Here is a 24,604-nt window from a genome sequence, read left to right as displayed (position 1 = left end):
AAGGTGAGCCCAGACGCTTCACGGGCTCCTTGGCGTGAAGCCCTGGAGCGACGGCGGCTCCGGTGCGGACTCACCGGGGCCGCCTTTTTCGTGGGGCGCGAGGCTCAGCGCTTCGCGGCAGGCTCTTCCAGTTCCTTGAGCACCTTCACCGCGTTCTCGTTCTTGGGGTCCAGCTCCAAGGACTTGCGGTAGTTCGTGATGGCCTGGTCCTTGTCGCCGGTCGCCGCGTACGCCTCACCGAGGCTGTCGTAGCAGTTGGCTCCGGCGGGGAACATCTCCACGTTGAGCTTGAACACCTCGATGGCATCCGCGGCGCGGCCACCCCGCAGGAGGTGGTAGCCCACCGTGTTGAGCTGCGACTCACCGAAGTCGTACTGGGCCTCCTTCGTCTTCTTCAGCGTGCGGTAGGTGGCGATGGCCTCGGCGGCGGAGCCCTTGCCGAGCGCCTCCATCATGACCCTGCTGATGGGCGCCCGGGGCTGACGGGGCGTGATGCCGTGGAGGATGCTCACCACGCCGCCCGCGATTTCCTGCAGGCCGCCGTGGGACATGTTGTCGAGCAGGATGACGGTCTCCTTGTGCTCGGGCACGCGCACCAGCAGGGTGGCGAAGCCGTTGATGCCGCCGCTGTGGAAGACGCCCGGGATCAGCGTCTTGCCGTCGTGCATCTTCATGGGGAGGATGGCCCAGCCGAAGCCGTAGTGGTCGAGGCCCGGGGTGAGCATCTTCTGCTTGAGCTCCGCGGGCATCAGCGTGTCGCCGTAGAAGGCCTGGTCCCAGCGGTAGAGGTCCTCCACCGTGGAGTACAACGCGCCCGCGGCATAGGGCAGGCCCATGTCGACGTAGGACGCGTTGACGAACCCGGTGGGCGCGGGCTCGTAGCCGCTGGCGCGCTTGGGGAGCACCGTGGCGGTGACGTCGTAGCCGGAGTCCTTCATGCCCAGCGGCCCGAGGATGCGCGCCTGCACGGCCTGCGCATACGTCTGGCCGGTGAGCTTCTCGATGATGGCGCCCAGCAGGTAGTAGCCGGAGTTGTTGTAGGCGAACTTCGAGCCGGGCTCGAACTCCAGGTCCCCGCTGCACGACTTCTTCACGAACGCCTCGACGCTGTAGGGCGTGCGGTGGTCCTCCCGGTAGCTGGCGGACGAGGTGAAGCTGGGGATGCCGGAGGTGTGGTTCAACAGGTGGGTGATGGTGACGCGCTCACCGGTGTCCTTCCGGTAGTCGGGCAGGTGCTTGCTGATGGGGTCATCCAGTTGGAGCTTCCCCTCTGCAGCCAACTGCAGGATGACCGTCGCCGTGAAGGACTTGCTGATGGAGCCGATGCGGAACTTCGTGTCCGGCGTGTTGGGCACCTTCCATTCGAAGTTCGCGGAGCCGTAGCCTTTCTTGAGGAGGATTCCGCCCTCGTTGGCCACCAGCACCGTTCCGTTGAACAGGCCCATCTGGTGGAATTTGCTGACGTACCGCTCCACCTCCTGCTTCTTGGACGCGGCCTCCGCCAGCGGCGCCACCAAGACGAGCGCCACCAGCGCGCCCATGACACTCGATTTCAATCCACGCATTCGCCGTCTCCCTGCCCGTGTAGGGCTGTACGCCGGGCGTTGCCGTGGATTGCACGGCCCCTGACAGTAATCAGGGCGCGTCGTCGTTGGGCGGCGCAGCCTCGCGCGTCATCTCCACCATGGTGGGGCGCCAACCCAGCCTCGCGAACAGTTTCTGCGCGTGGGCGTTCTTCGCGGCGGTGTGCAGCACGACACGCGGCACACCCAGGGCCGTGAGGCGCTCCATCAGCGCTTCGGCGAGCCGCGCGCCCACGCCCAGGCCGCGGACCTTCTCCTCCACCCAGAGGTCGTGGAACGCGCCGCTGCGGTCCAACAGGGCATTCCAGTCCACGGCTTCGACGCGGCCGTAGGCGTAGCCCACGACCTCGCCGTCCAGCTCGGCGACCAGGACGACCGCGTCCGCCTTCTTCGACTCGCGGCCCAGCCACCACCGGTAGCCCGACTCCACGTCCTCCGGGAGCATGAAGCGTGCGCTGTCGAACGCGTGGTGCTGCCGGGCGAGCGCCGCGCCCATGCGCCCCAGGGCGGGCTCATCCGAGGGCTGGGCGGGACGGAGGGTGACGGGCATGGCGGCTCCAGGGCGGTTGGCGGGCCCCTTCCTATACCGGGCTTCTCTACCGGGCGATGGCCTCGCCGGAATGGGCGGCTTGGCGGCATGGCCACGAGGCAACATTGTTGGTGGGAAGGACGTCCAGCAGTTGTTGGCGGAGGGGAGGCACGCCAACGCGAACGGCGTCTGGCTGCCTCCTCGAGTTTCGCCGCGGCCTCCCGATGGACCACCTGGAAGACAGCAGTCCGATGTCGGCTCCCTCCGCCCGGGATGACGCCTCACGGCCGGGGGGGCGCATGGCGGCGGATGAGGACGGCGGCAGTCCGCTCGGCATCCTGGAGGCCGTCTTCCTCAACATGGGGGATGGCGTCTCGGTGGTGGACCGGCACGGCCGCTTCATCCTGCTCAATCCCATGGCCCAGCAGATTTTCGGCGCCATGCCGCCGCAGGACATTCCGGTGGAGCAGTGGTCGGAGTTCTTCGGCCTCTACCTCCCGGACACCGTCACGCCGTATCCCGTCAAGCAACTGCCCCTCAGCCGCGCGCTCGAGCATGGCGAGGCCGTGGACCAGGCGGAGGTCTACGTCCGCAACGCGCGTCATCCGCAAGGCATCTGGCTGCTGGTGGGCTCGCGAAGGCTCACGGACCCCGCGGGCGATGCGTACGGCGCGGTCTCCGTGTTCCGGGACATCACCGCCATCAAGCAGACAGAGGCCGCCCTCCGCGAGGAGGAGGAGAAGTACCGGAGCCTCTACAAGAACACCCCCGCGATGATGCACTCCATCGACAGCGAGGGGCGGCTCATCAGCGTCAGCGAGTTCTGGCTGCGCACCTTGGGGTACTCACGCGAGGAGGTCCTGGGCCGGCGCTCCGTGGACTTCTTCACCCCGGAGTCCCGGCGGTATGCGCGGGAGCATGTCCTGCCCGCGTTCTTCAAGACGGGCGTCTGCAAGGACGTGCCGTATCAAATCTTGAAGAAGAACGGAGAGGTGCTCGACATCCTGCTCTCCGCCATCTCCGAACGGGATGTTTCGGGAAAGGTGGTCCGCTCGCTCGCGGTGCTGACCGACGTGACGGAGCGCAAGCGCGTGGAGGACGCGCTCGTGGAGAGCGAAAAGCGGATGCGCGCCATCCTCGACAACGCCAACTCCGTCTTCTTCATCATCGACCGTCAGGAGCGCTACATCTTCGTGAACCGCGAATGGGAGCGGCTCTTCCACAAGCCGCTCCAGGAGGTCGTCGGGAAGTCCACGACCGAGGTCCTCCCCCCGGAGCTGGCGGAGGGGTTTCACCGGTCGAGTCAGGCCGTCTTCGACACCGGGGAGGCCATCCATCGGGAGCAACGGCTCCCCCTGGCGGACGGCATCTACACGCACCTCACGCAGAAGTTCCCGCTCATCGACTCGTCCGGGACGATGTACGCGCTGTGCGGCATCTCCACCGACGTCACGGAACTCAAGCAGATGGAGCTGGGGCAACGGTTCCTGGCCGAGGCCAGCCAGTCCCTGGTGACGTCGCTCGATTCAGAGACCACCCTCCAGCGCGCCGCCGAGCTGTCGGTGCCCACGTTGGGCGCGCTGTGCGTCGTCTCGGTGTTGGAAAAGGAGACGCGCCTGCGCCCGGTCGCGGTGGCCTCCATCGCTCCGGATGGGGGGCGTGCCGTGCGAGAGTTCCTCGGTGCCCATCCGCCGCTGCCGGGGGCGCGTGATGGACCCTACTCAGTCCTGGCGACGCTGCGCTCGGCGGCGTCGCCCGAAGCGTCGGCGTTGCTGGACCCGGACGGGTTGAAGGACGCGCGGTGGCGTTCGGTGCGAGCGTTCGGGGCGCGTGCCTCGCTGCACGTGCCGCTGCGCGCTCGCGGCCCGCTCCTGGGCGTGTTGTCCGTCGTCTCCGCGCAGGTGGGGCGGCCCTATGGCCCGCTCGAAATCTCCCTGGCGGAGGAGCTGGGACAGCGCGCGGCCTTCGCCATCGAGAACGCCCAGCTCTACCGCAAGGCCCAGGAGTCCATCCGCGCGCGCGACGAGTTCCTGTCGATTGCCTCCCATGAGTTGAAGACGCCCGTCACCTCCATGAAGCTGCGCGTGCAGCAGCTCGGGCGCACGTTGGCGAAGCAGGACTCTGGACAGGTGCCGGCGGAGAAGGTCGCCGCCATGCTGGACGTCTTCAGTGACCAGCTCCGACGCCTCTCCCACCTGGTGGACCATCTGCTGGATGTGTCCCGCGTCAACGAGAGCCGCGTCGACCTGCGGCGCGAGGACGTGGACCTGGCGGCGGTGGCCCGCGACGTCACCGGCCACCTGCGGGGGCAGATGACCCGGGCGGGCTGCGCGTTCGAGCTGCTGGCGCCCACGCCCGTCCCTGGCCGGTGGGACCGACTCCGCGTGGAGCAGGTGATGATCAACCTGCTGACCAACGCGATGAAGTACGGCGCGGGCGCGCCCATCCGGATGGAGGTGACGCGCGCGGACGGTGGCGCCCGCATCCGCGTGCAGGACCAGGGCGTGGGCATTCCGCTGGCGGCCCAGGCGCGCATCTTCGATCGCTTCGAGCGCGCCGCGTCCCGCAACTACGGAGGGCTGGGGCTCGGCCTCTTCATCACCCGGCGGCTCGTCGAGGCCCACGGGGGCACCATCCGCGTGGAGAGCCGGCCGGGCCACGGCGCCATCTTCACCGTCGAGCTTCCTCCGGAGCCTCGTCCCGAGTGACGTGAGGCGACAGGAGGGGCAGACTGAAGGCTCCCCATGCACACGCTCGACGCCGAACTCGACACCGCTCGCCGCATCGCCCGCCAGGCCGGGGCCATCCTGCTGGAGGTCTACGCCACGCCCTTCGCCGTCCAGGACAAGGCCGGGGGCATGGGCCCCGTCACCGAGGCCGACGAGCGCGCCAATGCCTTCATCGTGGAGGCGCTGCGCACCGCCTTCCCGTCGGACGGCGTGGTGGCCGAGGAGTCCGACAACAGCGCGGGCGCGAGCCGCTTCGAGCGCTGCTGGTTCGTGGACCCCATGGATGGCACCCAGGAGTTCGTCCATCGCAACGGGGAGTTCGCCATCCACATCGGGCTCGCCATGGGCGGAAAGCCCGCGCTGGGGGTCGTCTACCGCCCGGTGGGGGACCGGCTGTACTGGGGTGTGGTGGGGCAGGGCGGCTTCGTGGAGGACGCCACGGGCCGCCGCGCCCTGCGGGTGTCGGACACGACGGAGCCTTCCTCGCTGCGGCTGGTGGTGTCCCGCTCCCACCGCTCGCGTTTGACGGACGCGGTGGCTCAGCGCCTGGGCATCACCCATTCGCAGGCCTGTGGTTCGGTGGGCCTCAAGTGCGGGCTGCTGGCCGAGGCCGCCGCCGACCTCTACCTGCACGTCAGCGACAAGAGCTACCGCTGGGACAACTGCGCGCCGGAGGCGGTGCTGCGCGCGGCGGGCGGCATCCTGACGGACCTGGGCGGCACGCCGTACTCCTACGACGGCGCGGAGCTGCAGAACCACCGCGGCCTGCTGGCCTGCAATGCCGCGGCGTTCGACCGGGTGGCGCCGGTGGTGGCGGAGTTCGCCCGCGAGTCGGGCATCCTCCGCTGAGCCACGTGGACGCCGGACGCGTCAGGACGTGGTCGTCTCACAGCGCTGGATGATGGTGCGCAGTTGCGACTGCACGCCGGAGAGCATGTTGCGCAGCCGGGCGTGGCGCAGCGAACCGGCGAGCGCGTTGGACAGCGCCTGGAGCACGGAGACCTCCATCGGCGGCCACTGGCGCTCGGTGCGGCAGTCGTCGAAGCCGACGAAGCCCCACCACTCCCCACCGACGGTGATGGGGCAGACCAGCAGCGAGCGGATGTCCTGGCTCTCCAGCAGCTCCCGCGCGGGTGACGGGAAGTCCCGGGGCGGCCCCTGGAGCGGCTTGCCGGAGGACAGGGGGGCCACCCACGACGGGAGGACCTCCGCGTAGGAGACGTCCTGCAGCTCGGGGTTGTCGAGCTGCGCGGACGCCGCGGCGGCGGTCCACTCGTAGCGCTGACTGCACAAGCGCTCGCCGGTGGGGCTGGTGACGTTCTCGAAGATGTAGACGCGGTCGACGTCGAGCGCGACACCGACCTTGCCGAGGGCTTCCGCGACCGTCGAGGGCTCGAAGCCTTTCTCCAGGAGAAGCTGCGAGACGTTCATGATGGCTGCGAATGCGGACGAGGCCATGGTGTCTGCTCCATGTGGGGGCGCCTGTTGCGGGACAGGTTGGGGGGAACCTGTGCGGGGAGCGTCGCACGCGGATACACCCAGGGGTCAAGCCGCGGTGCGCGACCGTCCGCACAGCCACACCCGGAGTCTTCAGGCCTGCTCCACGGCGCGTCTCAGCTCGGAGAAGAGCTTGCCCAGCGCATCCAGTTGATAGTGCGCGTTGAGCCCGCTGGGATTGGGCAACACCCAGAGCCGTGAGTCCCCCAGCCGCTCCTGCTGCGGGCCCAGCGCCGCCTTGGGACGGCCGAAGGCGGTGCGGTAGGCGCTCACGCCCAGCACCGCGAGGAAGCGGGGCTGGTAGCGCGCCACCTTGTCCTCGAGCGACTTCGCGCCGCGCTCCAGCTCACCCGGCGCCAGCAGGTCCGCGGTGGCGGTGGCGCGGTCCACCACGTTGGTGATGCCGTAGCCCAGCGCGAGCAGGGCGTCCTGTTCGGTGGGCTGGAAGGTGTGCGGCGTGATGCCCGCGGCGTGCAGCGTGGGCCAGAAGCGGTTGCCGGGCCGCGCGAAGTGGTAGCCCACCACCGCCGAGTAGAGGCTGGGGTTGATGCCGCAGAAGAGCACGCGCAGCCGGGGCGCGATGACGTCCGGCATGGTGCGGCCGGTGGCTGCGTCCAACTCATCTCGTGAGGGGCGACGGAGCTGGGTCATGGGGGCGCATCTTCGCGAGCCTACCTGCGAAGGCAACCCCCTAAGCCCCCATTCGGTGGGTGGGGTGTTGCCCGTGGGACGGAGCCTCCGGGGGCTCGGATGGCTGGCGGTGGCGCGCGGGCTGGGGCAGGCTCGGCGCTTTGGACCCCATGCGCCCAGGAGGCTGTTCGAGATGCCCCACATCGTCACGCTGACGCTCAACCCGGCCATCGACGTCGCCACGTCCGTGCCGGAAGTCACCCCGGAGCACAAGCTGCGCTGTGGCCCCGTGCGCAGGGACCCGGGCGGTGGCGGCATCAACGTGGCGCGCGTGGTGCGCGAGCTGGGCGGCGAGTCCATCGCCGTCTACACGCGCGGCGGCGCCACCGGCAGCATGTTGGAGGAGCTGCTGGAGGAGAAGGGGCTCTTGCGCCGCTCCATCCCCCTGCGGGACTCCACCCGGGAGAGCTTCACCGTGGCGGAGGGCGCGGGCGCGCGTGAGTACCGCTTCATCCTGCCCGGGCCCACGCTGTCCGAGCGCGAGTGGCAGCGGTGCCTCGATGCGCTGGAGGACGTGGCCGTGGGCGCCGCGTTCATCGTCGCCAGTGGCAGTCTGGCGCCGGGCGTGCCAGAGGACTTCTATGCGCGCGTGGCCCGGCTGGGCAAAGGCCTGGGCGTGCGCGTGGTGGTGGATACCAGCGGTGCTCCGCTGCGCGCCGCGCTGGAAGAGGGCGTGTTCCTGGCCAAGCCCAACCGCCGCGAGCTGCGGGACCTTAGCGGCGTCGCGGCCGAGGATCTCGACACGCAGGCCGCCGCGGCACGGGAGCTGGTGGCTCGCGGACGCGCCGAGTTGCTGGCGGTGTCGATGGGCTCGGACGGCGCCCTGCTGACGACGCGTGAGGCCCAGTTCCGGGCGGCGCCCCCGCCCGTGGAGACGCACAGCTCGGTGGGCGCGGGTGACAGCTTCGTCGCGGGGATGACGCTCGCGCTCGCGCGGGGCAATCCTCCGGAGGAGGCCCTGCGCTGGGGCATCGCCTCGGGCACGGCCGCGCTGCTGACGCAGGGGACGGACCTGTGCCACCGCGCGGACGTGGAGCACCTCTACACCCAGGTGGCGGTGACGAAGGTTCCGCGTCCGTAGCCGCGCCTGGGAAGGAGCGCTTGTCCGTTCCATTCCCTGGAGTGGAGCGGACCGCGTGCATTCGGGGTGCGCGAAGGGGGCGTCGCGGACATGTTGCGCGTGGACCCCCCATTCGAGGTGACCTGAATGAAGCCGCCACTCCGCCGCGCTTGGATTCCGCTCATGTTGGGAGGCGTCCTGACAGGGCTGCTGGCCTGCCAGGGACGTCAGGGCCCGCGCGACGCGGCGGCGGGGAAGGTGACCGTGCTGCGGGGTGTGCGGGTCATCGATGGCCGAGGTGGCCCGCCGCTGGAGAACGCGTCCGTCGTCATCCAGGGCGACACGCTCCTTCGCGTGGGCCCCGTGGATGCGGTGGAGATTCCCGCGTCCGCCACGGTCCTCGAGCTGCCGGGACGCACCGTGGTCCCCGGGCTCATCTCCAACCACTCCCACCTGGGGATGACGCAGGGCACGGATGCCGGTGGCCAGAACTACCACCGCGACAACATCGCGCGGCAGTTGGTGCGGTTCGAGTCGTACGGGGTGACGACGGTGACGTCGCTCGGACTCAACACGCCGCTCATCTCCGCGCTCCAGAAGGAGGTCGAGGCGGGCACGCTGCCGGGCGCGTCCATCTTCAGCGGGGACCGGGGCATCGGCGTGCCGGAGGGGGCGCCGCCGATGAAGGTGGTCGAGAACCAGCTCTACCGGCCCGCGACACCCGAGGCGGCCCGCGCGGACGTGCGTGAGACGGCCACCCGTCACCCGGCGTTCGTGAAGGTGTGGGTGGACGACTTTGGCGGGACGGTGCGGAACAAGATGACGCCGGAGGTCTACACGGCGGTGGTGGACGAGGCGCACCGGAACGGCCTGCGCGTCGCCGCGCACATCCATGACCTGGAGGATGCCAAGCGGCTGGTGGCCGCAGGCGCGGACGTGCTGGCGCACGGCGTTCGCGACCAGGAGGTGGACTCGGAGCTGGTGGCCGCGATGAAGGCGCGTGGCACCTGGTACATCCCGACGCTGGGCCTCAACGAGTCCTTCTACCTCTACGCGGAGGGGCCCACGTGGATGGCGGAGCCCTTCTTTCGCGCGGCGCTGTCGCCCGACCTGGCCCGGCAGTTGGATGACCCCGCGTGGCGCGCCAGTGTGCTCGATGACGGGAAGACGGCACCGGTCAACAAGCAGGCGCTGGCCATCAACTTGAAGAACGTGAAGACGCTCCACGACGCGGGCGTGCGGATTGGCTTCGGAACGGACTCGGGGGCGACGCCGGTGCGCATCCCGGGCTTCGCGGAGCACCGGGAGCTGAAGCTGCTCACGGAGGCGGGGCTGACGCCGTTGCAGGCGCTTCGGTTGGCCACGGCGAACGCGGCGGAGTTGCTCGGGCTCCAGGACCGGGGCGTCATCGAGCCGGGTCGGCGTGCGGACCTGCTCGTCGTCCAGGGAGACCCGTCGACGAACATCGAGGACCTCTCCCGCATCGAGTCGGTGTGGCATCGCGGTCGTCAGGTGCCCGGGCCTGTTCCCCTTTCTCCGGTGGAGTGAGGCCCGTGGCACGTGCCCGGTCGAGGTGGCTTCGCGCCTGACCGGGCGCCACCTTCGTGGTGGCCGTGCTTTAGCGACGCTCCACGGCGATGGCGCCGCCCTTCATCACCCACCGCACCTTGCGCACCGTGCGGATGTCCTTTGTCGGGTCTCCCTCCACCGCCACGAGGTCCGCGAGGAGCCCCGTCTTCACCTGCCCGATGCGATCCTCGCGCTGGAGCATCGCCGCGTTGCCGGACGTCGCTGCCCGGAGCACCTGGGCGGGCGTCATGCCGTAGGCCACCATCAGCTCCAGCTCGCGCGCGTTCTCTCCATGCGGAAAGACGCCGGAGTCACCGCCCGCGCACATGGGCACGCCCGCGTTCAGCGCGGCGCGGAAGCTGGCGCGCTTCTGCTGGAGGGTGGCGGGCTCCGGGTCCACGCCGCGCCGGTAGCCGCGCTGTTCGAACATCGCGTCGGTGGCGGCCAGGGTGGGGCACAAGTAGACGCCGCGCTGGGCCATCAAGCGGAACACCTCGGGGGTGCCCTCGTCGCCGTGTTCGACGCTCGCCGCGCCCGCCAGGACCGCCCGGCGGATGCCCTCCGGCGTGCTGGCGTGGACGGACACCGGACGCCCGCTGTCACGCGCGGTGTCGACGATGCGCTTCATCTCCTCCAGCGAGAATGTGGGGCGGCCCTCGTGGTTGGGCCCCCATCGGTAGTCGCCGTACACCTTCACCCAGTCCGCGCCCCGGCCGATTTGCGCGCGCACCGCCCGCGTCAGCGTCTCCACGCCGTCCGCCTCTTCCGCGCCCTGTGGGACGGTCCACTCCGAGGCGAAGCCCTTGGGGGCGTAGCTTCCCGTGGCGACGATGGCCCTGGTGGCCACGAACAGGCGCGGGCCCGGGATGATGCCCTGCTGGATGGCCTGCTTGAGGCCCACGTCCGCGTCGGCGGCGCCCTCGGAGCCCAGGTCCCTCGCGGTGGTGAAGCCCGCTTCCAACGTCGCACGCGCGTGGTTGGTCGCGCGTGCCACTCGGAGGGACAGCGACTCCTTCAGCACCTGGTCGTTCCAGGACGCCTCGTTGTACGGATGGAGGAGCAGGTGTGAGTGACCCTCGATGAGGCCGGGAAGCAACGTCGTGCCGCCGAGGTCCACGGGCGTCGTGCCCTCGGGGACCTTCACCTGGGACTCGGGGCCCGCGGCCACGATGCGGTCACCTGTCACCAGGACGACCCAGCCGGCGTGGGGCTTGGGCGTGACGCCGTCGAAGACGCGGTCGGGGCGCAGCAGGTACGAGGCCGGTGGGGTGGTGTGCGTCGGTTCGGCGGCGGTCGCCACGGCGGTGGCGAGCAACGAGGCGAAGAGAAGAGCACGCATGGGCAGGGGAGCAGGCAGGCTCGGGCGGCGAGGAAGCGTGGGTGTTAGATCGAGAGCCATGGCTTTCCAAGACCGCTCGAACGCACTTCAAGCACTAGAAGCCGAGTTCCATACGGAGCGCGCGTCGTCGCTTCGGAAACTGGAATTGAAGATGGAGGCGCTGCTGGCGGAGCTGGCCCAGGTGGAGGCCCAGCTCAAGTCCCGCCGGGACAAGGACCGGGCGGCGCAGATTGCCCGCCACCAGTCCCTGCGCAAGGACGCCGAGTACCAGCGCTGGTGCTTCATCGTGCAGCGGGAGGCCTGCGGCTTCTTCCTCCATGACGACGTCGACCGGTACTACCCACTCCCCCCGCCCTGGAGGGAGTGAGCGCGGGCTCAGCTCGTGGTGCGCCAGGCTGCCACCGCGAGCAGCACCCATCCGGCGAGGAACCCGAGGCCGCCCAGCGGCGTGATGGCGCCAAGCACCCGGACACCGGACAGGGCGAGTGCGTAGAGGCTCCCGGAGAACAGGATGATGCCCACCATCATCGCCCAGCCCGCGCCGTTGAGCAGGGACGAGGGGCGGAAGTGCCCCAGCAACCCCACGGCGATGAGGCCCAGCGCGTGGTACATGTGGTACCGCGCTCCGGTCTCGAAGATGACCTGAAGGTCCTGGGGCAGCCGGCTCTTCAGCGCGTGCGCTCCGAAGGCTCCCGCGGACACGGAGAGGAAAGCGTTCACAGCCCCCAGGACGATCCACCACCGCATCATCGTGCGCCTTTCATCGGAAGTCGGACTGGTGCACGCTACACCGCCGCAGCCGGAGCGTCCTGGCCGACGTCAACTCCCGGACCGCTCACATACGCATGACCTCAGCCAATTTCATTCCTTCCACGAAGCCGCTTCCTTTCGAGCTGCACCCGTCCTCCATCCAGGGCACGGGCGCCTTCGCCATCCGCCGCATCCGCAAGGGGACGCGCATCATCGAGTACCTCGGTGAACGCATCACGCAGGATGAGGCGGACGTCCGCTACGACGACGAGGGGATGGGCCGGCACCACACGTTCCTGTTCAACCTCGACAAGCGGACGGTGCTGGACGCGGGGACGATTCACAACGAGGCGCGCTACATCAACCACTCGTGTGCGCCCAACTGTCAGGCCCTCATCGACAAGGGCCACATCTACATCTACGCGCTCACCAGCATCGAGCCCGGTGAGGAGCTGGTGTACGACTACGGCTACGAGCGCACCCCGGACATGGGGCCCGACGCCGAGGCCCTCTACGTGTGCCGCTGCGGCGCGCCCAACTGCCGGGGCACCATCCTGGCTCCGGAGAAGAAGGCCCCCGCCCGGAAGAAGGCCGCGTCGAAGTCCAAGGCCGCGTCGAAGACCCAGTCCAAGGCCGTGTCGAAGTCCAAGTCGCGGAGCAAGAAGGACGCGGGCGTGAAGAAGGCAGCGGGGAAGAAGAAGTCAGCGTCCGGTGCCGGCAAGGCGCAGAAGCGGGCGAAGTCGCCCAGCCGCAAGCGCGCGGGCTGAGTGGCTCGTGAATGGCCCGTGCCCTCCTCAAGAGGGCCGGGCCTTCTGTGATGGCGCGGTGACGCTTCGTTCGCGTCCGGCACGCGCGCTGAGGCGCGGACGTGCGGCGCTTCCTGGTGTCCGCGCCCGTCCGCGCTACCTCACGGAGACGGAGCGGGGCATGCGTAGACGGTGAAGACCACGTCCGCGCCCAGGTTGGCGGCGCGGGCCAGCACCGTTGAGGACATCCGGAAGGACGCCTCGTGTGGCGAGGCTCCGGATTGGATGCCGACATCGAGCGTCCGCTCGTTGCACTGTGCCCACTCGTCTCGGGCCTCGGTGGGCAGGGCGTCGATGAGCGACAGGAGCTGGTTCACGGCCTCCTCGGGCGAGGCGGGCTGTTCGGCGAGCTCCAGGCTCACGAAGCCCTGCTCGTCGTTCAGCACGAGGATGGACTCTCCGAGCGCGGTCAGGAGCTTGGACACGCCTGTCTGGCTTTTGAGAATCAGGTCGACATTGAGGAACGTGGTTTCCGCGAGCGTCGTCATGATGTGGTTCCACCGCGCTTACTTCGCGGGTGTGAAGTGGCAGTGCCCCAGACAGTTCCTGCACTTCGATGCGGCATTCCCGCGTGCGTCAGCCTGGCACTCCGCCTTGTTCATGCCCGTTCCCGTGTACGGCCCCGAGCAGACACCCTTCTCTCGCAATTCCTGGCAGGTTCGACCCGCCGAGGTGTGGACGTCTCGATGCTGGCAGGAGCAGGTGCCCGTCTTGGCCTTCGTCTTGGAGGCCGACGCCGTCGGAAGGTAGCGGGCGCCGAACGGCTCCGTGACGATGTCCGCGAGGGGCCCTTCCGACAGCGGGGAATCCGTCGAGCAACATTTGTCTTCCCCCCGGTGCGAAGCGGTGCGGCCCATGCGCACGGCGAGGACTCTGCCCGGCAGGGTTTCCAGACGTCAATGTTTCCATCTCGGGCTGATGCTCCGGCCGGCCCGTGGGCGATGCGAGGGCTTCGGCGATGCCAGTCCTCCGGGACAGGTGCGTCCCGGCGTAGACTCCTCGTCGTGAACGACGTCCTTCACTTCCTGCTCTCCGAGCCCGCCGAGCCGCGGGTCCTCGACTCCATCGATACCTGGTGGCGACAGCACGAGTCGCTGGCCTCCCGCTTCACCGCGTCCGCGGACCTGGCGCTGGCTGGGGGTTTTCTTTCGGATCGGCTGGGGTTCGCGTTCGCGTCGGGGTACCAGGCCGCGCACCGGTGCCTGTTCCCGTCGCTTCCGGCGGACCGGACCACCGCGCTCTGCGCCACGGAGCCAGGCGGCGCGCATCCGAACGCCATCGAGACGCGGTTGGTGGACACGGGCTCGGGCCTTCGCGTGTCGGGCACCAAGACGTTTGTGACTCTGGGCACGCACGCGGAGCTGCTGCTCGTCGTGGCCTCGGAAGGCCAGGATGCCCAGGGGCGCAATCGGCTGCGGATGGTGCTCGTGGACGCGAAGCGGGCAGGGGTCCGTTTGAATCCGCTGTCCGAGCTGCCCTTCATCCCAGAGGTCCCGCACGCGGAGCTCACGTTGGAGGACGTGGCGGTGGCTCCGGAGGAGGTCCTCCCCGGGGATGGCTACGCGCTCTACCTCAAGCCCTTCCGCACCGTGGAGGACTGCCACGTGCAGCTCGCGATGCTGGGTTGGTTGATCCAGGTGGGCCGCCGCAGCGGCTGGCCGGACGACGTGCGCGAGGAACTGCTCGCCCTGGCGGTGATGATGCGTGGCTTGTCCCAGGCGGACCCGATGGCGGACTCCACGCACGTCGTGCTGGGCGGCGGGCTCGCGCTGACGAAGCGCGCGGTGTTGGAGCGGTGCGAGCCGCTCTGGGCCTCCACGGATGCGATCACCCAGGATCGTTGGGCTCGGGACCGCGTGCTGCTCGGCGTCGCCGGCAAGGTGCGCGCGAAGCGGCTGGTGGCGGCCCGGCAGCGCATCCAGGATGCCTCAGGACAGGGCGGCTGAGGGCCGGCCGCACGCTCACGCTGCCGCCCATGCGGCCCGGCAGCGCAGCCAGAACTCCTCAGGTCAGGGCGGCTGAGGCGTCGGCCCACGCGCGCGCCCAAAAGCGAAGGGCCGGGCCTCCCATGAAGGAGGACCCGGCCCGGTGCTCACTCACTCACCGCGAAGCAGTGATGGCGCTCAGTAGCGCCCGCCGCCCACGGCGGAGACGATGGCGGACAGGATGCGGCCTTCCACGCCCCACACGGCCTTGTTCAGGCCCTTGACGCCCGCGCCGCGCAGGTAGTCCGTGAAGTCGTGCAGCGCGGTGGAGCGCTGCATGCCCTCGCCCTTGGCCGCGTAGAGCAGCGGGGTGCTGGGCGCGCCCGTCAGGCCCAGGTCCGGCACGGCCTCGGACAGCTTCTGCGGGTCGATGCCCGTCGCGGCGGACATCATCGCCACGGTGAACTTGTGCACCGGCAGGTCGCGCACGTTCGGGACCTTCTTGTAGGTCTTCGCCTTCTCCTTCTCGCTGCTGGCGAGCGACTCCAGCGGCACGTTCGCCATGGCGATGATCTGCTCGTTCGTCACGTGCTTGCTGTCCAGGATGGCCCGGCCGAACAGGCTGGCCGCGGTGTCACCCTTGATGGTGATGTTGTTCGCGTCCGGGTTCGACTGGAGCCGCGACACCATGGACTGGACCGCCTTGCCCACCTCGGTCTCCGGGCCGCCGCGCCAGGCGCCGGGAATCGGCTGGGCCGCCGCGGCCGGGCGGGCACGGGACGCGCCCTCGAAGGAGTTCACCTGGGTGTGACCGACAGCGGCGACCCGGGCCGCGCTGGCCGGCCGCTGGGCCTGGGCCTCCGGCTGAACCCGCGCGGGCGTGGAAGAAGGATTCGAGAGGACGCGGGGGCGGCTGTCGATGCGGGACATGGCCAGGGGGTCTCCAGGGAAAATCGGCTTGCCGGTGATTATCGCAAGTTGGCTGTAAAGGTTGCGTGGGACGCTATGTTCCAAATTGATGAAGGCCTTTCCCAAAGAGTTCGCTGACTGGCTGACCCCCCGGGGTCGCCGCATCCTCGACGGCAAGGAGCGCGACGTCGTGGGCGCGCTGCTCGACCCGACCCGTCCCTTCGTGTCACTGCAAGGTGTCATCGACCCGCGTCGGGCCGTCGCATGCCGCGATGCGTTGGACGCCGCCATGCGGGAGACGATGGTGCCCATGGAGGACCCGATTCCGGCGGACTCCATCTCCGGGCAGACGATGAACTACATGGAGCTGCTGCCCAAGACGGTGCGCGTGAGCACCGCGCTGCTGGAGAGCCGCCGCTCCCGCTCCTGGCGCGCTGCGGAGTCCGTGGGGCTCACGGACATGTTGCGCTCGGACACCTTCGCCGGGTTCGCCGCCGCCGTGACGGGCCGGGCGCTGCGCCGCAAGTGGGGCATCCAGGCGCTCTGCTACGGCCCGGGGGACTACTCCGGCCCCCACAACGACCACCACCCCGAGGAAGAGGAGGCCCGCGATGGCTATGTGGACATGCACATCAGCCTCACGCTGCCGGGCGTGGACCACCAGTACCTCGTCTACGCGCAGGACGGGCACCTCTCGGAGATGACCCGCGTCAGCACCGTGGGCGGCATCACCGTATACCGGCTGCCCTTCTGGCACTACACGACGCCGCTGCTGGCCCGGAAGGGGCGGGAGGCGTCCTGCCGCCGCTGGGTGCTGTTGGGCACCTTCCTGGACGCGGCCCCGGGGGCTCGGCCGGCGACCACCATCCTCCCGGCGCAGGCTCCGGCGAAACGCCCGGTTGCCCGGTAGGCCGGTGACTTTCGGGAGTGGCGGCGGGGCCGGACGGCGTTAGCTTGGGGCGCCCTATGAGCCCCACCGACACCGACGCCCTGGCTGGAGACCTCCTCGAGTACATCGACGCCTCGCCCACGCCGTACCATGCGGTGCGCGAGTCGGCCCGACGTCTGACGCAGGCGGGGTACCGCCAGTTGGATGAGCGCGAGCCCTGGACGCTGGAGCCGGGCGCGCGCGTCTTCATCACCCGGGGGGACACGAGCATCGCGGCCTTCCACCTCGGCACCCAGCCCGTGGACCGGGCGGGCTTCCGGCTGGTGGGCTCGCACACGGACTCGCCGAATTTGCGCGTGAAGCCGAACGCGGCGGTGACGAAGAACGGCTACCAGCAGCTCGGCGTGGAGATTTACGGCGGGGTGCTGCTGCACACGTGGACGGACCGGGACTTGTCGCTCGCGGGCCGCGTCATGGTGATGGTGGAGGGGCGCCCGCAGCGGCACCTGGTGGACTTCCGCCGGCCGCTCTTGCGCGTGCCCAACCTGGCCATCCACCTCAACCGAGGGGTGAACACGGACGGCGTGAAGCTGAACGCGCAGGACCACATGGTGCCGGTGTTGGGCCTGGAGCGCGCGGGCGCCGCCGAGCTGCACGGGCTGCTCTTGGAGGAGCTGGCCAAGGGTGGAGTGAAGGCGCAGGCGGGGGACATCCTCGGCTACGACTTGTGTCTCTATGACTTGCAGCCGTCCATCCGCTCGGGCGCGCACGGCGAGTTCCTCCACGCGCCGCGCCTGGACAACCTCGCGAGCTGCCACGCGAGCCTGTCCGCGTTGCTCTCCAGCAGTGCGCCGCGCGAGGCCACCAGCGGCGTCATCCTGTTCGACCACGAAGAGGTGGGCAGCCGCAGCGCGCAGGGGGCCGCGTCGCCCTTCCTGCGCACGCTGCTGGAGCGCCTGACGCTGGCGCACTCGGACGGCAAGCCGGACGCGTTCCACCGTGCCATCGCGCACTCGTTCCTGGTGAGCGCGGACATGGCGCACGCCATCCATCCCAACTACGCGTCCATGCACGAGCCCAAGCACCAGCCGCACATGGGCGCGGGCCCGGTCATCAAGTCGAACGTGAATCAGTCCTACGCCACGGATGGCGAGTCGTGGGCCTTCTTCACGGCGCTGTGCCGCGAGGCCGGCGTGACGCCGCAGCACTTCGTCACTCGCACGGACCTGGGCTGCGGCAGCACCATTGGTCCCATCTCCGCGGGGCAGCTCGGCATCCGCACGGTGGACGTGGGCAACCCCATGCTGTCCATGCACTCCATCCGCGAGATGGCCTGCGCCACCGACGTGGCGCAGATGGTCGCCGTGCTGAGCCGCCTGTTCGCCTAGCGCGCGGCTCCGCGACACGTCATCGCCTCCTCCGGCGTGGGCCGGCGGAGGCGGACGCCTCGCTCAGGACACCGCGACCGCCAGCCGGCGCTCGCGGGCCTCGGTCAGCGTGTGGGCGTCCAGCAGGACCGCCGTCTTCTCGGGCGGGGACAGCGGCTCGGCGGTGCCACCCAGCAGCTTGCGCCGCGCGGAGGCCAGCGCCATGGGCACGGCGGCCGGCGAGGGCTGGGACTCCAGCAGCGCCAAGTGCAGCGCGTGCGCCTTGGCATCCGAGATGACGTGGTCCACCGCGTCCGCCACCGGCTCCAGCGCGAACTCCTCCGCCACCGCTTGCGCGCGCTCCAGCACCTTGGGGGGCTCGGACTCCTCGGGGATGACGAGCAGCCCGCGCCGCTCCAACCACAGCCCCAGCGACGCGCGGGAGGTGAAGACGGAGAGGGGGATGGACAGCAGCAGCCCCGCCACCACGGGCGACAGCCACAGCAGCAGTCCCGGCGACAGGAACCAGGCCACCGCGGCCAGCACCACGCCCACGCCGGTGTGGACGGCGTGGCGGCGGGCCGCCTCGGACCAGGGCAGGTCCGCGTCGTCGCGCTGCTGGCTGGACCAGCTCACCTTGTAGCCCAGCAGCGTGCCGAAGACGAAGTGCGACTGGAACAGCATCATCACCGGCGCCATCAGCGTGGCGAGCACGCTCTCCAGCAGCACGCTCAACACCAACCGCCCCCGGCCGCCCATGAGTGCGGAGTCCCTGGCGCTCGCGAGGCCCAACAGGAGCCCGAAAATCTTGGGCGCGAACAGCATGCCCATGGACACAGCGAACAGCCGCATGGAGCCCTTGGCGTCGAAGTGCATCGCCTCCGGCGGCAGGTCCTCCATCAGATGCGGGTTGGAGAACGACAGCCACCCGTCCCAGAGGCCGGCCACCAGGCCCGACGTCAGGAACAGCAGCCACAGCGGGGACGCGGCGTAGGACATCACGCCCATCAGGAAGTGGCCCCGGCTGATGGGGTGCAGGCCGCCTGCGGCCACCAGGCTCAGGTGCTGCAGGTTGCCCTGGCACCAGCGCCGGTCTCGCTGCGCGTAGTCCAGCAGGCTCGGGGGCGGCTGCTCGAAGCTGCCGCCCAGCTCCGTCACCAGCCACACGGTGTAGCCGGCGCGGCGCATCAGCGCGGCCTCCACGAAGTCGTGGCTGAGGATGTGGCCACCGAAGGGCTGCTGCCCGGGGAGCACCGGCAGGCCGCAGTGCTGGATGAAGGCCTCGGTGCGGATGATGGCGTTGTGGCCCCAGTAGTTGGACTCACCGAGCTGCCACGCGGCAGCGCCCGCGGCCACCACTGGGCCGTACACGCGGCCGGCGAACTGTTGCAGCCGGGCGAAGAGGGTGCTGCGGCCCACGTTGAGCGGCGGCGCCTGGAGGATGCCCGCGCGCGGGTTGAGCTCCATCAGCCGCGCCATCGTCACCAGCGTGCGGCCGTCCATGAGGCTGTCGGCATCCAGGACGATGGTGAAGTCGTAGTGGCGGCCCCAGCGCTCGCAGAAGTCCTGGAGGTTGCCGGCCTTCTTGCCGGTGTTGTCCGTGCGGCGCCGGTAGAAGATGCGGCCCTGTCCGCCCACGCGGCGGCACAGGTCGGCCCAGGCGAGCTCCTCGGCGATCCACGCCTCGGGCCGCGTGGAGTCACTGAGGATGTAGAAGTCGAACGCGTCCAACTGGCCCGTGGCCGCCACGGACTCGTAGGTGGCCTGTACGTTGGCGAAGACGGAGGCCGGGTCCTCGTTGTGGACCGGCATCACCACCGAGGTGCGCGAGGTGAGCCGCGTGGCCGCCTCCTCCGCCGTGGGCCAGCGCAGGCCGGGCAGGCGCTTGCTGACCGCGAGCTGAAGGAAGCCCGCCACCGCCGTCCAGAAGGACAGGGCAATCCACCCGAAGCACAGCACGAAGAGCGCCAACAGCACGCCTTCGGGGACGGTGGTACCGCGCGCGCTCAGCAGGCGGTGCATCTCCCAGGTGCCCGCCACCGTGGTCACGGCGGCGAGGCCCAGGACGAAGAGGCGCCGGATGCCGGCGCTCTCCGGTGAGAACGAGTGAGCGTGCATGGAGGAACCTCGCGAAGGGTCTCCCGGCGCGCGGGAGACTGCGTCAGCGGGAGACGGACATGTCCGGCTGGCCGGCGCGCAGCCAACGGCGCAGGCGCTCTCCCAGCGGCCAGAGCACAAGCTGCTGCTCCGGCATCGACATGGCAACCTGCGCCGGCGTCGGCACGGGCACCGCCGCGCTCAGGGCGCGGGACAGCTCGTGCGGCACCGCGTCCCGGGTGAAGACGGTGGCGCCGAAGCGCGCGCCGTCGCAGAGGACGAAGGCGGCGCGGCCCCGCGTCAGCAGGCGGCCTTCACCCATCACGTCCATGTCCAGCTCGCGCGTCAGCCACGTCTCCACGCGGGCCCGGGCCAGGGCCACGGCGGCCTGCGGCTTCACGTTGGACGCGGTGACACCTTCCAGCACCCAGGCGGCCAGGGAGGCCAGGTCCTCGGCGGCTTCGAAGCCGAAGCCCTGGAAGAAGGCGTCGAGCGCCACGCACGTCTCCGGACGGACCCAGTCGGTCGTCATGGAGGGGCAGGTGTTCGGCGTCGTCACGGAATCCATAGATAGCTCCAGGTCTCGGTGAGGGTCTCCGAACCGCGTCGCAGGAAGGCGCGCAGCTCGATGGGTTCGCTGGTGCCCTCGGGCTCCAGCTCGAAGGTGGTGCGCCAGCCACCGGAAGGTTCATGGCGCTGAATGGTGGAGCGCAGCACCTGGCCCTTGGCCGCGGTGATGACTGCTTCCACCGGCCCGTCCTCGGCGCGGGCGGTACGAGAGAAGTCGAGGATGAACCGGCGCGTGGCCGGGGTGACGCCCTCGCCCACGGGCATGCCCGGGGTGATGGCGGAGGTGATGCGCGTCGAGGTGACGACGCCGCCCGTGGTCTCCCACGGCGACTTCGAACCCCAGTGCAGACGGTAGGCCACGCGCAGCGGCGTGCCCGGGTTGAGCGGCGCGTCCGGCACCCAGAAGGCGACGATGTTGTCGTGCGTCTCGTCCGGCGTGGGAATCTCCACCAGGCGCACCGCGCCGGGGCCCCACTCGCCCACGGGCTCCACCCACGCGCTGGGACGGCGCTCGTAGCGGGCTTCCAGGTCCTCGTAGTTGTGGAAGGCCGTGTCCCGCTGCAGCAGGCCGAACGCGCGCGGGTTCTCCGCGCGGAAGCTGGAGGTGCGCACCGCCTTCGGGTTCTGCAGCGGGCGCCAGAGCTGCTCGCCGTCCTTGCTCCAGACGAGCAGGCCGTCCGAGTCGTGGACCTCCGGCCGGAAGTCGTCGAACTTCGCGCGGTCGTTCTCACCGAACAGGTACATGCTGGTGAGCGGCGCCACGCCCAGGTTCTCGATGCTGCGGCGGGAGAACAGCGTGGCCTCCACCTGCATCACCGTGTTCGAGCCCGGGGTGATGGTGAAGCGGTAGGCGCCGGTGATGCTCGGGCCGTCCATCAGCGCGTGCACCACCACCTGGTTCGCGCCGTCCGCCGGGCGCTCCAGCCAGAACTCACGGAAGTCCGGGAACTCTTCGGGACGCGACTGCGCGGTGTCGATGGCGATGCCGCGCGCCGACAGGCCGTACAGGTTGCCCTGGCCCAGCGAGCGGAAGTAGCTGGCGCCCTGGAACACGGCCAGCTCGTCGAAGATGTCCGCGCTGTTGAGCGGGTGGTGGAAGCGCAGGCCCGCGAAGCCGTCCACGCCGCTGCGGGGCAGGGACGCCTTGTTGACGACCTTGCCGTAGCTGAAGAGGTCCTGGGAGAAGCGCAGCGGCTGCGCGCGGCCCGCCTCCACGACGTTCATCACCACCGGGGACTGGAACAGGAAGCCCGGGTGGAAGAACTGCACGTGGAAGGGGAGGCCCGCGTCACGCCAGTGCGCGCGCTCCGGACGGAAGCGGATGTCGCGGTACTGATCGTAGTTGAGCTGGGTGTAGGCCTTGGGCAGCGACTTCGGCGGCGCCACGTAGGGCTGGGCCGCCAGCGCGCGCGCGCGCTCCACCACCGTCTCCGGGGAGAAGGCCGTGGTGCCCTTCATGGAGGTGCTCCGGGCCTTCGGGGCCGCGGGCTCGCGGGCGACGGCGGTGGTGCAGGACGCGACCGCCATCGCGCACAACCAGGGCGCACCCAACCTCAACGCTTTTTGCCGCAACGACGTCACGTTCGAGTGCCTCCGAGTAAGTGGGTTCGCCGACCCGACCGCACGCTCCGCGTGGTCTCGCGGTGCGGCGCGTCAGTGCTTCAGCAACCCGCGTACCAGCGCGGCCAACTCGAATCCGCCAACGTAAAAACGCTTTGATTCCGGTGGTTTGGAGTCCTGGGGTCCAGGCCGACTCCAGAAAAACCCGACTCACGAGCGTGGGCCGTGAACGGTTCCTTGCCCAGCGGTCGGGGGCGGTGGGGAGGATAGGGACAGGGGGTTGGGGGGCCTGTCCAAATCTTCCACAGGCTGACAATTCGCTATGCGTGCGCGAGCCGTTCCTGGATCAGGGAAAGGAGTTCCCTGCCAGCGAACGGCTTTTCCAGATGGGGGCTTGGCACCGACTCCAGGAAGGCCCGGGCCTGGGCCGTCACCGCGCCGCCGGTGAGGAAGATGACCCGCTGGGCCTGCTCGGGGTGGCGGGCCTGGAGGGCGGAGTAGAAGTCCATCCCGCTCATGCCCGGCATCATCAGGTCGCAGAAGACGACGTCGAAGCGCTCGCCGGCCTCGATGCGGGCCAGGGCCTCCTGGGCCCGGGTGGAGAGGGTGACGTCGTGGTGTGGGCGCAGGGTTCGCCCCAGGGCCGTACACACCAGCGGTTCGTCGTCCACCACCAGCAGGCGGCCGCGCTTCTCCGCCGGGGCGGGCGGTGGTGGGGGCGGTGGGCGCACCGGCTCGGTCCGCTGGGCGGGCGGCAGGAGCACCTGGAAGGTGGAGCCCTTGCCGGGCTCGCTGGTGACGTGGATTTCCCCACCCAGGGCCGTGACGATGCTGTGGCAGATGGACAGGCCCAGCCCGGTGCCCACCCCGGGCTCCTTGGTGGTGAAGAAGGGGTCGAACAGCCGGGGCAGGTGTTCCTGGGCGATACCCGTGCCCGTGTCCGACACCTCCACGCAGGCGCGCCCGTGGGCCGCCACGCGCGTGACGATGCGGATTTCGTGACGTTCGGGGGTCCCCGCGGGAATGGCCTGGGCGGCGTTCACCAGCAGGTTGAGGAACACCTGTCCCAGGCGTGACTCATTGCCGACCACGGAGGGAACCTCGCCGAGCTGCTTCACCAGCCGGGCGCGGTGGCGAATCTCCGTTGTCGCCAGATTCAGCGTGGACTCGAGGACCCGCCGGATGTCGACTTCCGCGCTTTCGACTGAGTCCACCCGGCTGAACGTCTTCAAGTCCCGGACGATGCTGCGCACCCGGTCCGCGCCCTGCTGGGCCTCGGCGAGCGCCGCGAGCGCGCCGCCCACGGCCTCCGCCAGCCGGGGCTCCAGGGGCCGGTTGCTCGCGGGCAACACGTCCGCCAGCTCCTCGCGCGCGAAGGCCAGGTTGGCGGTGAGGTACGCCAGCGGGTTGTTGATTTCATGCGCCACGCCCGCGGCGAGCGTGCCCACGGAGGCCATGCGCTGCGCGAGCATGAGCCGCCCCTGCATCTGGTAGCGCTCCGTCAAATCGTGCGAGACGGAGACGATGGAGTCCTTGCCGTCGAAGGGCAGGGGGAAGGTGGTGGACTCCACGCGCAGCACGCTGCCGTCGCGTTTGACCATCCGCCGCTCCTGGAGCGCCGCGCGGCCGGTGCGCAGGGCCTCGTGCATGCGCGCGTCGGCGCTGGCGAAGTCCTCGGGCGGGATGATGTCGGAGATGTGCTTGCCCAGCAGCTCGTCGACGCTCTCGTAGCCCAGGGCGGAGACGACCTTCTGGTTGGCGTAGCGCACGCGCGCGCCCGTGTCGAAGACGGCCACCAGGTCCGGCAGGCTGCCGATGAGCGTGCGGAAGCTCACCTCGGAGCGGCGCAGCCCTTCCTCGGCGCGCTTGAGCGCGGTGATGTCCGGGAAGAACGAGATGACGTGCGGCGCGCCGCCGTAGGACACCATGCCCATGAAGAGCAGGGTGTGGCGCAGCTCCCCGCCGCGGGTGCGGTATTCGATGTCCATGCCGCGCACCGTGCCGTGGTGCCGCAGGCGCTCCACCACGTGCGCGCGGTCGCTGTGGGTCTGCCACAGGCCCAGCTCCACCGTGGTGCGGCCAATGACTTCGTCGCGCGCGATGTCGAGGAGCTGGAAATAGAAGTCGTTGGCGGCCACCACCCGGCCGTCGGAGATGGAGGTGATGGACGTGGGCACCGGGCTGACGGCCAGCAGGGTGTCCTTGAGGTCATTGCCAAACGACATGTCCCTGCGGTCTTCACGGCGGGTGAAGCGGCGGTGGGCCAGCTCCAGGCGCAGCGCCAGCTCCTCCTCCTCGACGGGCCACGCCAGGAGGTCATCCGCGCCGGCATCCAGCGTGGGGCGCAGCGCGCCCAGCTCCCCGCCGCGGCCCAGCATCATCAGCACCGACGCCTCGGCGCCGGGGAGGCTGCGCAGCGCGCGCACCAAGGGGACGCGAGACGTCGCGCCCCGGGCATCCACCATCACGAGCGCGCACGGTCCGCTGCGCCAGGCGGCCGGCACGTCGGCCTCACGCGTCACGGTGACGACCGAGTGTCCCTGCTCACGCAGCCGGCCTTCCAGTGGCGCCAGGTCCGCCCCTCCCCCCTGGGTGACAATCAGGACCCGCATGGGACTCCTCATGAAGACGGACGCTCATCGTTACACGACGTCTGCTGTTGTAAAGCCGGAGCCCCTGCCGCTTTGCCGTGGAGGTGACGAAGCGCCCGGACTGTTACACTGATACCTGGACCG

21 protein-coding genes are annotated in these 24,604 nt (G+C 70.0%); 9 read left to right on the top strand and 12 right to left on the bottom strand.

Annotated elements, in window-relative coordinates; all coding sequences use genetic code 11:
- Window positions 1–104 precede the first annotated feature (104 nt).
- Both A176_RS22590 and A176_RS22585 read right to left on the bottom strand, forming a co-directional pair.
- Entirely contained in the window at window positions 105–1,565 is a 1,461-nt protein-coding gene (locus tag A176_RS22590; protein WP_002637149.1) for a serine hydrolase, read from the bottom strand.
- 70 nt (window positions 1,566–1,635) lie between these two features.
- On the bottom strand, window positions 1,636–2,133 hold the full coding sequence (locus A176_RS22585) for a GNAT family N-acetyltransferase (protein WP_002637148.1): 498 nt from the start codon (window positions 2,131–2,133) through the stop codon (window positions 1,636–1,638).
- Window positions 2,134–2,363: 230 nt separating this feature from the next.
- Here A176_RS22585 and A176_RS22580 point away from each other — a divergent pair, with 230 nt between their 5' ends.
- Entirely contained in the window at window positions 2,364–4,820 is a 2,457-nt protein-coding gene (locus A176_RS22580; protein WP_002637147.1) for a sensor histidine kinase, read from the top strand.
- A 36-nt stretch (window positions 4,821–4,856) separates the two neighbouring features.
- The gene (locus tag A176_RS22575; RefSeq protein ID WP_002637146.1) at window positions 4,857–5,690 is read left to right on the top strand and encodes a 3'(2'),5'-bisphosphate nucleotidase CysQ family protein; all 834 of its coding nucleotides are present in this window, start codon (window positions 4,857–4,859) and stop codon (window positions 5,688–5,690) included.
- A 21-nt stretch (window positions 5,691–5,711) separates the two neighbouring features.
- On the opposite strand, the gene A176_RS22570 is transcribed toward A176_RS22575, so the two are convergent.
- Window positions 5,712–6,299 (bottom strand): GAF domain-containing protein, encoded by a 588-nt coding sequence (locus A176_RS22570; RefSeq protein ID WP_002637145.1) that lies wholly within the window; start codon window positions 6,297–6,299, stop codon window positions 5,712–5,714.
- A gap of 132 nt (window positions 6,300–6,431) precedes the next feature.
- A complete protein-coding gene (gene mug / locus A176_RS22565; protein WP_044890686.1) occupies window positions 6,432–6,932 on the bottom strand; it encodes a G/U mismatch-specific DNA glycosylase in 501 nt (166 codons plus the stop codon).
- 229 nt (window positions 6,933–7,161) lie between these two features.
- Between mug and A176_RS22560 the strand changes: the two genes are divergently transcribed.
- Both A176_RS22560 and A176_RS22555 read left to right on the top strand, forming a co-directional pair.
- Window positions 7,162–8,109 (top strand): 1-phosphofructokinase family hexose kinase, encoded by a 948-nt coding sequence (locus tag A176_RS22560; RefSeq protein WP_002637142.1) that lies wholly within the window; start codon window positions 7,162–7,164, stop codon window positions 8,107–8,109.
- Between the two features lie 126 nt (window positions 8,110–8,235).
- The gene (locus tag A176_RS22555; protein WP_002637141.1) at window positions 8,236–9,636 is read left to right on the top strand and encodes an amidohydrolase family protein; all 1,401 of its coding nucleotides are present in this window, start codon (window positions 8,236–8,238) and stop codon (window positions 9,634–9,636) included.
- 70 nt (window positions 9,637–9,706) lie between these two features.
- On the opposite strand, the gene A176_RS22550 is transcribed toward A176_RS22555, so the two are convergent.
- Window positions 9,707–10,996: a metal-dependent hydrolase family protein gene (locus tag A176_RS22550; protein WP_002637140.1), complete on the bottom strand. Its 1,290-nt coding sequence runs from the start codon at window positions 10,994–10,996 to the stop codon at window positions 9,707–9,709.
- A gap of 58 nt (window positions 10,997–11,054) precedes the next feature.
- Between A176_RS22550 and A176_RS22545 the strand changes: the two genes are divergently transcribed.
- Window positions 11,055–11,363, top strand: coding sequence for a hypothetical protein (locus A176_RS22545; RefSeq protein WP_044890687.1), 309 nt, complete (start codon window positions 11,055–11,057; stop codon window positions 11,361–11,363).
- 8 nt (window positions 11,364–11,371) lie between these two features.
- On the opposite strand, the gene A176_RS22540 is transcribed toward A176_RS22545, so the two are convergent.
- Entirely contained in the window at window positions 11,372–11,746 is a 375-nt protein-coding gene (locus A176_RS22540; protein ID WP_002637138.1) for a DUF423 domain-containing protein, read from the bottom strand.
- A gap of 95 nt (window positions 11,747–11,841) precedes the next feature.
- Here A176_RS22540 and A176_RS22535 point away from each other — a divergent pair, with 95 nt between their 5' ends.
- Entirely contained in the window at window positions 11,842–12,513 is a 672-nt protein-coding gene (locus A176_RS22535; protein ID WP_002637137.1) for an SET domain-containing protein, read from the top strand.
- 140 nt (window positions 12,514–12,653) lie between these two features.
- Here A176_RS22535 and A176_RS22530 read toward each other — a convergent pair whose 3' ends face one another.
- Window positions 12,654–13,040: a hypothetical protein gene (locus tag A176_RS22530; protein ID WP_002637136.1), complete on the bottom strand. Its 387-nt coding sequence runs from the start codon at window positions 13,038–13,040 to the stop codon at window positions 12,654–12,656.
- A 516-nt stretch (window positions 13,041–13,556) separates the two neighbouring features.
- Between A176_RS22530 and A176_RS22520 the strand changes: the two genes are divergently transcribed.
- Entirely contained in the window at window positions 13,557–14,498 is a 942-nt protein-coding gene (locus A176_RS22520; RefSeq protein WP_002637134.1) for an acyl-CoA dehydrogenase family protein, read from the top strand.
- A 177-nt stretch (window positions 14,499–14,675) separates the two neighbouring features.
- Here the strand turns inward: A176_RS22520 and A176_RS22515 are convergent, their stop codons facing one another.
- Window positions 14,676–15,407, bottom strand: coding sequence for a hypothetical protein (locus tag A176_RS22515; protein WP_002637133.1), 732 nt, complete (start codon window positions 15,405–15,407; stop codon window positions 14,676–14,678).
- 88 nt (window positions 15,408–15,495) lie between these two features.
- Here A176_RS22515 and A176_RS22510 point away from each other — a divergent pair, with 88 nt between their 5' ends.
- Window positions 15,496–16,296, top strand: coding sequence for a hypothetical protein (locus tag A176_RS22510; protein WP_002637132.1), 801 nt, complete (start codon window positions 15,496–15,498; stop codon window positions 16,294–16,296).
- A gap of 56 nt (window positions 16,297–16,352) precedes the next feature.
- Complete coding sequence (locus A176_RS22505; RefSeq protein ID WP_002637131.1) at window positions 16,353–17,663, top strand: M18 family aminopeptidase; 1,311 nt, start codon at window positions 16,353–16,355, stop codon at window positions 17,661–17,663.
- A 63-nt stretch (window positions 17,664–17,726) separates the two neighbouring features.
- Here A176_RS22505 and mdoH read toward each other — a convergent pair whose 3' ends face one another.
- From mdoH to A176_RS22485, 4 genes are all read right to left on the bottom strand, one after another.
- The gene (gene mdoH, locus A176_RS22500) at window positions 17,727–19,760 is read right to left on the bottom strand and encodes a glucans biosynthesis glucosyltransferase MdoH (RefSeq protein WP_002637130.1); all 2,034 of its coding nucleotides are present in this window, start codon (window positions 19,758–19,760) and stop codon (window positions 17,727–17,729) included.
- A gap of 43 nt (window positions 19,761–19,803) precedes the next feature.
- Window positions 19,804–20,307 carry a hypothetical protein gene (locus tag A176_RS22495; protein WP_002637129.1) on the bottom strand — a complete coding sequence of 168 codons (504 nt, stop codon included), beginning with the start codon at window positions 20,305–20,307 and terminating at the stop codon, window positions 19,804–19,806.
- The gene (locus tag A176_RS22490; protein WP_044890691.1) at window positions 20,295–21,836 is read right to left on the bottom strand and encodes an OpgD/OpgG family glucan biosynthesis protein; all 1,542 of its coding nucleotides are present in this window, start codon (window positions 21,834–21,836) and stop codon (window positions 20,295–20,297) included. The genes A176_RS22495 and A176_RS22490 overlap by 13 nt, the downstream gene beginning before the upstream one ends.
- A 353-nt stretch (window positions 21,837–22,189) precedes the next feature.
- Window positions 22,190–24,481, bottom strand: coding sequence for a PAS domain S-box protein (locus tag A176_RS22485; protein WP_002637126.1), 2,292 nt, complete (start codon window positions 24,479–24,481; stop codon window positions 22,190–22,192).
- Window positions 24,482–24,604: the final 123 nt, after the last annotated feature.

The organism is Myxococcus hansupus, assembly GCF_000280925.3.
GTDB classification, from domain to species: Bacteria; Myxococcota; Myxococcia; order Myxococcales; family Myxococcaceae; genus Myxococcus; species Myxococcus hansupus.
This window is presented reverse-complemented; position numbering and strand designations above follow the sequence as displayed.

Excerpts from the sequence above, each read along its gene's own strand:
- A176_RS22510 (WP_002637132.1), top strand. The coding sequence starts at position 15,496 with ATGAAGGCCTTTCCCAAAGAGTTCGCTGACTGGCTGACCCCCCGGGGT.
- A176_RS22530 (WP_002637136.1), bottom strand. The coding sequence starts at position 13,040 with ATGACGACGCTCGCGGAAACCACGTTCCTCAATGTCGACCTGATTCTC.
- A176_RS22585 (WP_002637148.1), bottom strand. The coding sequence starts at position 2,133 with ATGCCCGTCACCCTCCGTCCCGCCCAGCCCTCGGATGAGCCCGCCCTG.
- A176_RS22505 (WP_002637131.1), top strand. The coding sequence starts at position 16,353 with ATGAGCCCCACCGACACCGACGCCCTGGCTGGAGACCTCCTCGAGTAC.
- A176_RS22485 (WP_002637126.1), bottom strand. The coding sequence starts at position 24,481 with ATGCGGGTCCTGATTGTCACCCAGGGGGGAGGGGCGGACCTGGCGCCA.
- A176_RS22560 (WP_002637142.1), top strand. The coding sequence starts at position 7,162 with ATGCCCCACATCGTCACGCTGACGCTCAACCCGGCCATCGACGTCGCC.
- A176_RS22490 (WP_044890691.1), bottom strand. The coding sequence starts at position 21,836 with ATGGCGGTCGCGTCCTGCACCACCGCCGTCGCCCGCGAGCCCGCGGCC.
- A176_RS22575 (WP_002637146.1), top strand. The coding sequence starts at position 4,857 with ATGCACACGCTCGACGCCGAACTCGACACCGCTCGCCGCATCGCCCGC.
- A176_RS22550 (WP_002637140.1), bottom strand. The coding sequence starts at position 10,996 with ATGCGTGCTCTTCTCTTCGCCTCGTTGCTCGCCACCGCCGTGGCGACC.
- A176_RS22495 (WP_002637129.1), bottom strand. The coding sequence starts at position 20,307 with ATGGATTCCGTGACGACGCCGAACACCTGCCCCTCCATGACGACCGAC.
- A176_RS22515 (WP_002637133.1), bottom strand. The coding sequence starts at position 15,407 with ATGTCCCGCATCGACAGCCGCCCCCGCGTCCTCTCGAATCCTTCTTCC.
- mug (WP_044890686.1), bottom strand. The coding sequence starts at position 6,932 with ATGCCGGACGTCATCGCGCCCCGGCTGCGCGTGCTCTTCTGCGGCATC.
- A176_RS22580 (WP_002637147.1), top strand. The coding sequence starts at position 2,364 with ATGTCGGCTCCCTCCGCCCGGGATGACGCCTCACGGCCGGGGGGGCGC.
- A176_RS22545 (WP_044890687.1), top strand. The coding sequence starts at position 11,055 with ATGGCTTTCCAAGACCGCTCGAACGCACTTCAAGCACTAGAAGCCGAG.
- A176_RS22590 (WP_002637149.1), bottom strand. The coding sequence starts at position 1,565 with ATGCGTGGATTGAAATCGAGTGTCATGGGCGCGCTGGTGGCGCTCGTC.
- A176_RS22555 (WP_002637141.1), top strand. The coding sequence starts at position 8,236 with ATGAAGCCGCCACTCCGCCGCGCTTGGATTCCGCTCATGTTGGGAGGC.
- A176_RS22540 (WP_002637138.1), bottom strand. The coding sequence starts at position 11,746 with ATGATGCGGTGGTGGATCGTCCTGGGGGCTGTGAACGCTTTCCTCTCC.
- A176_RS22570 (WP_002637145.1), bottom strand. The coding sequence starts at position 6,299 with ATGGCCTCGTCCGCATTCGCAGCCATCATGAACGTCTCGCAGCTTCTC.
- A176_RS22535 (WP_002637137.1), top strand. The coding sequence starts at position 11,842 with ATGACCTCAGCCAATTTCATTCCTTCCACGAAGCCGCTTCCTTTCGAG.
- mdoH (WP_002637130.1), bottom strand. The coding sequence starts at position 19,760 with ATGCACGCTCACTCGTTCTCACCGGAGAGCGCCGGCATCCGGCGCCTC.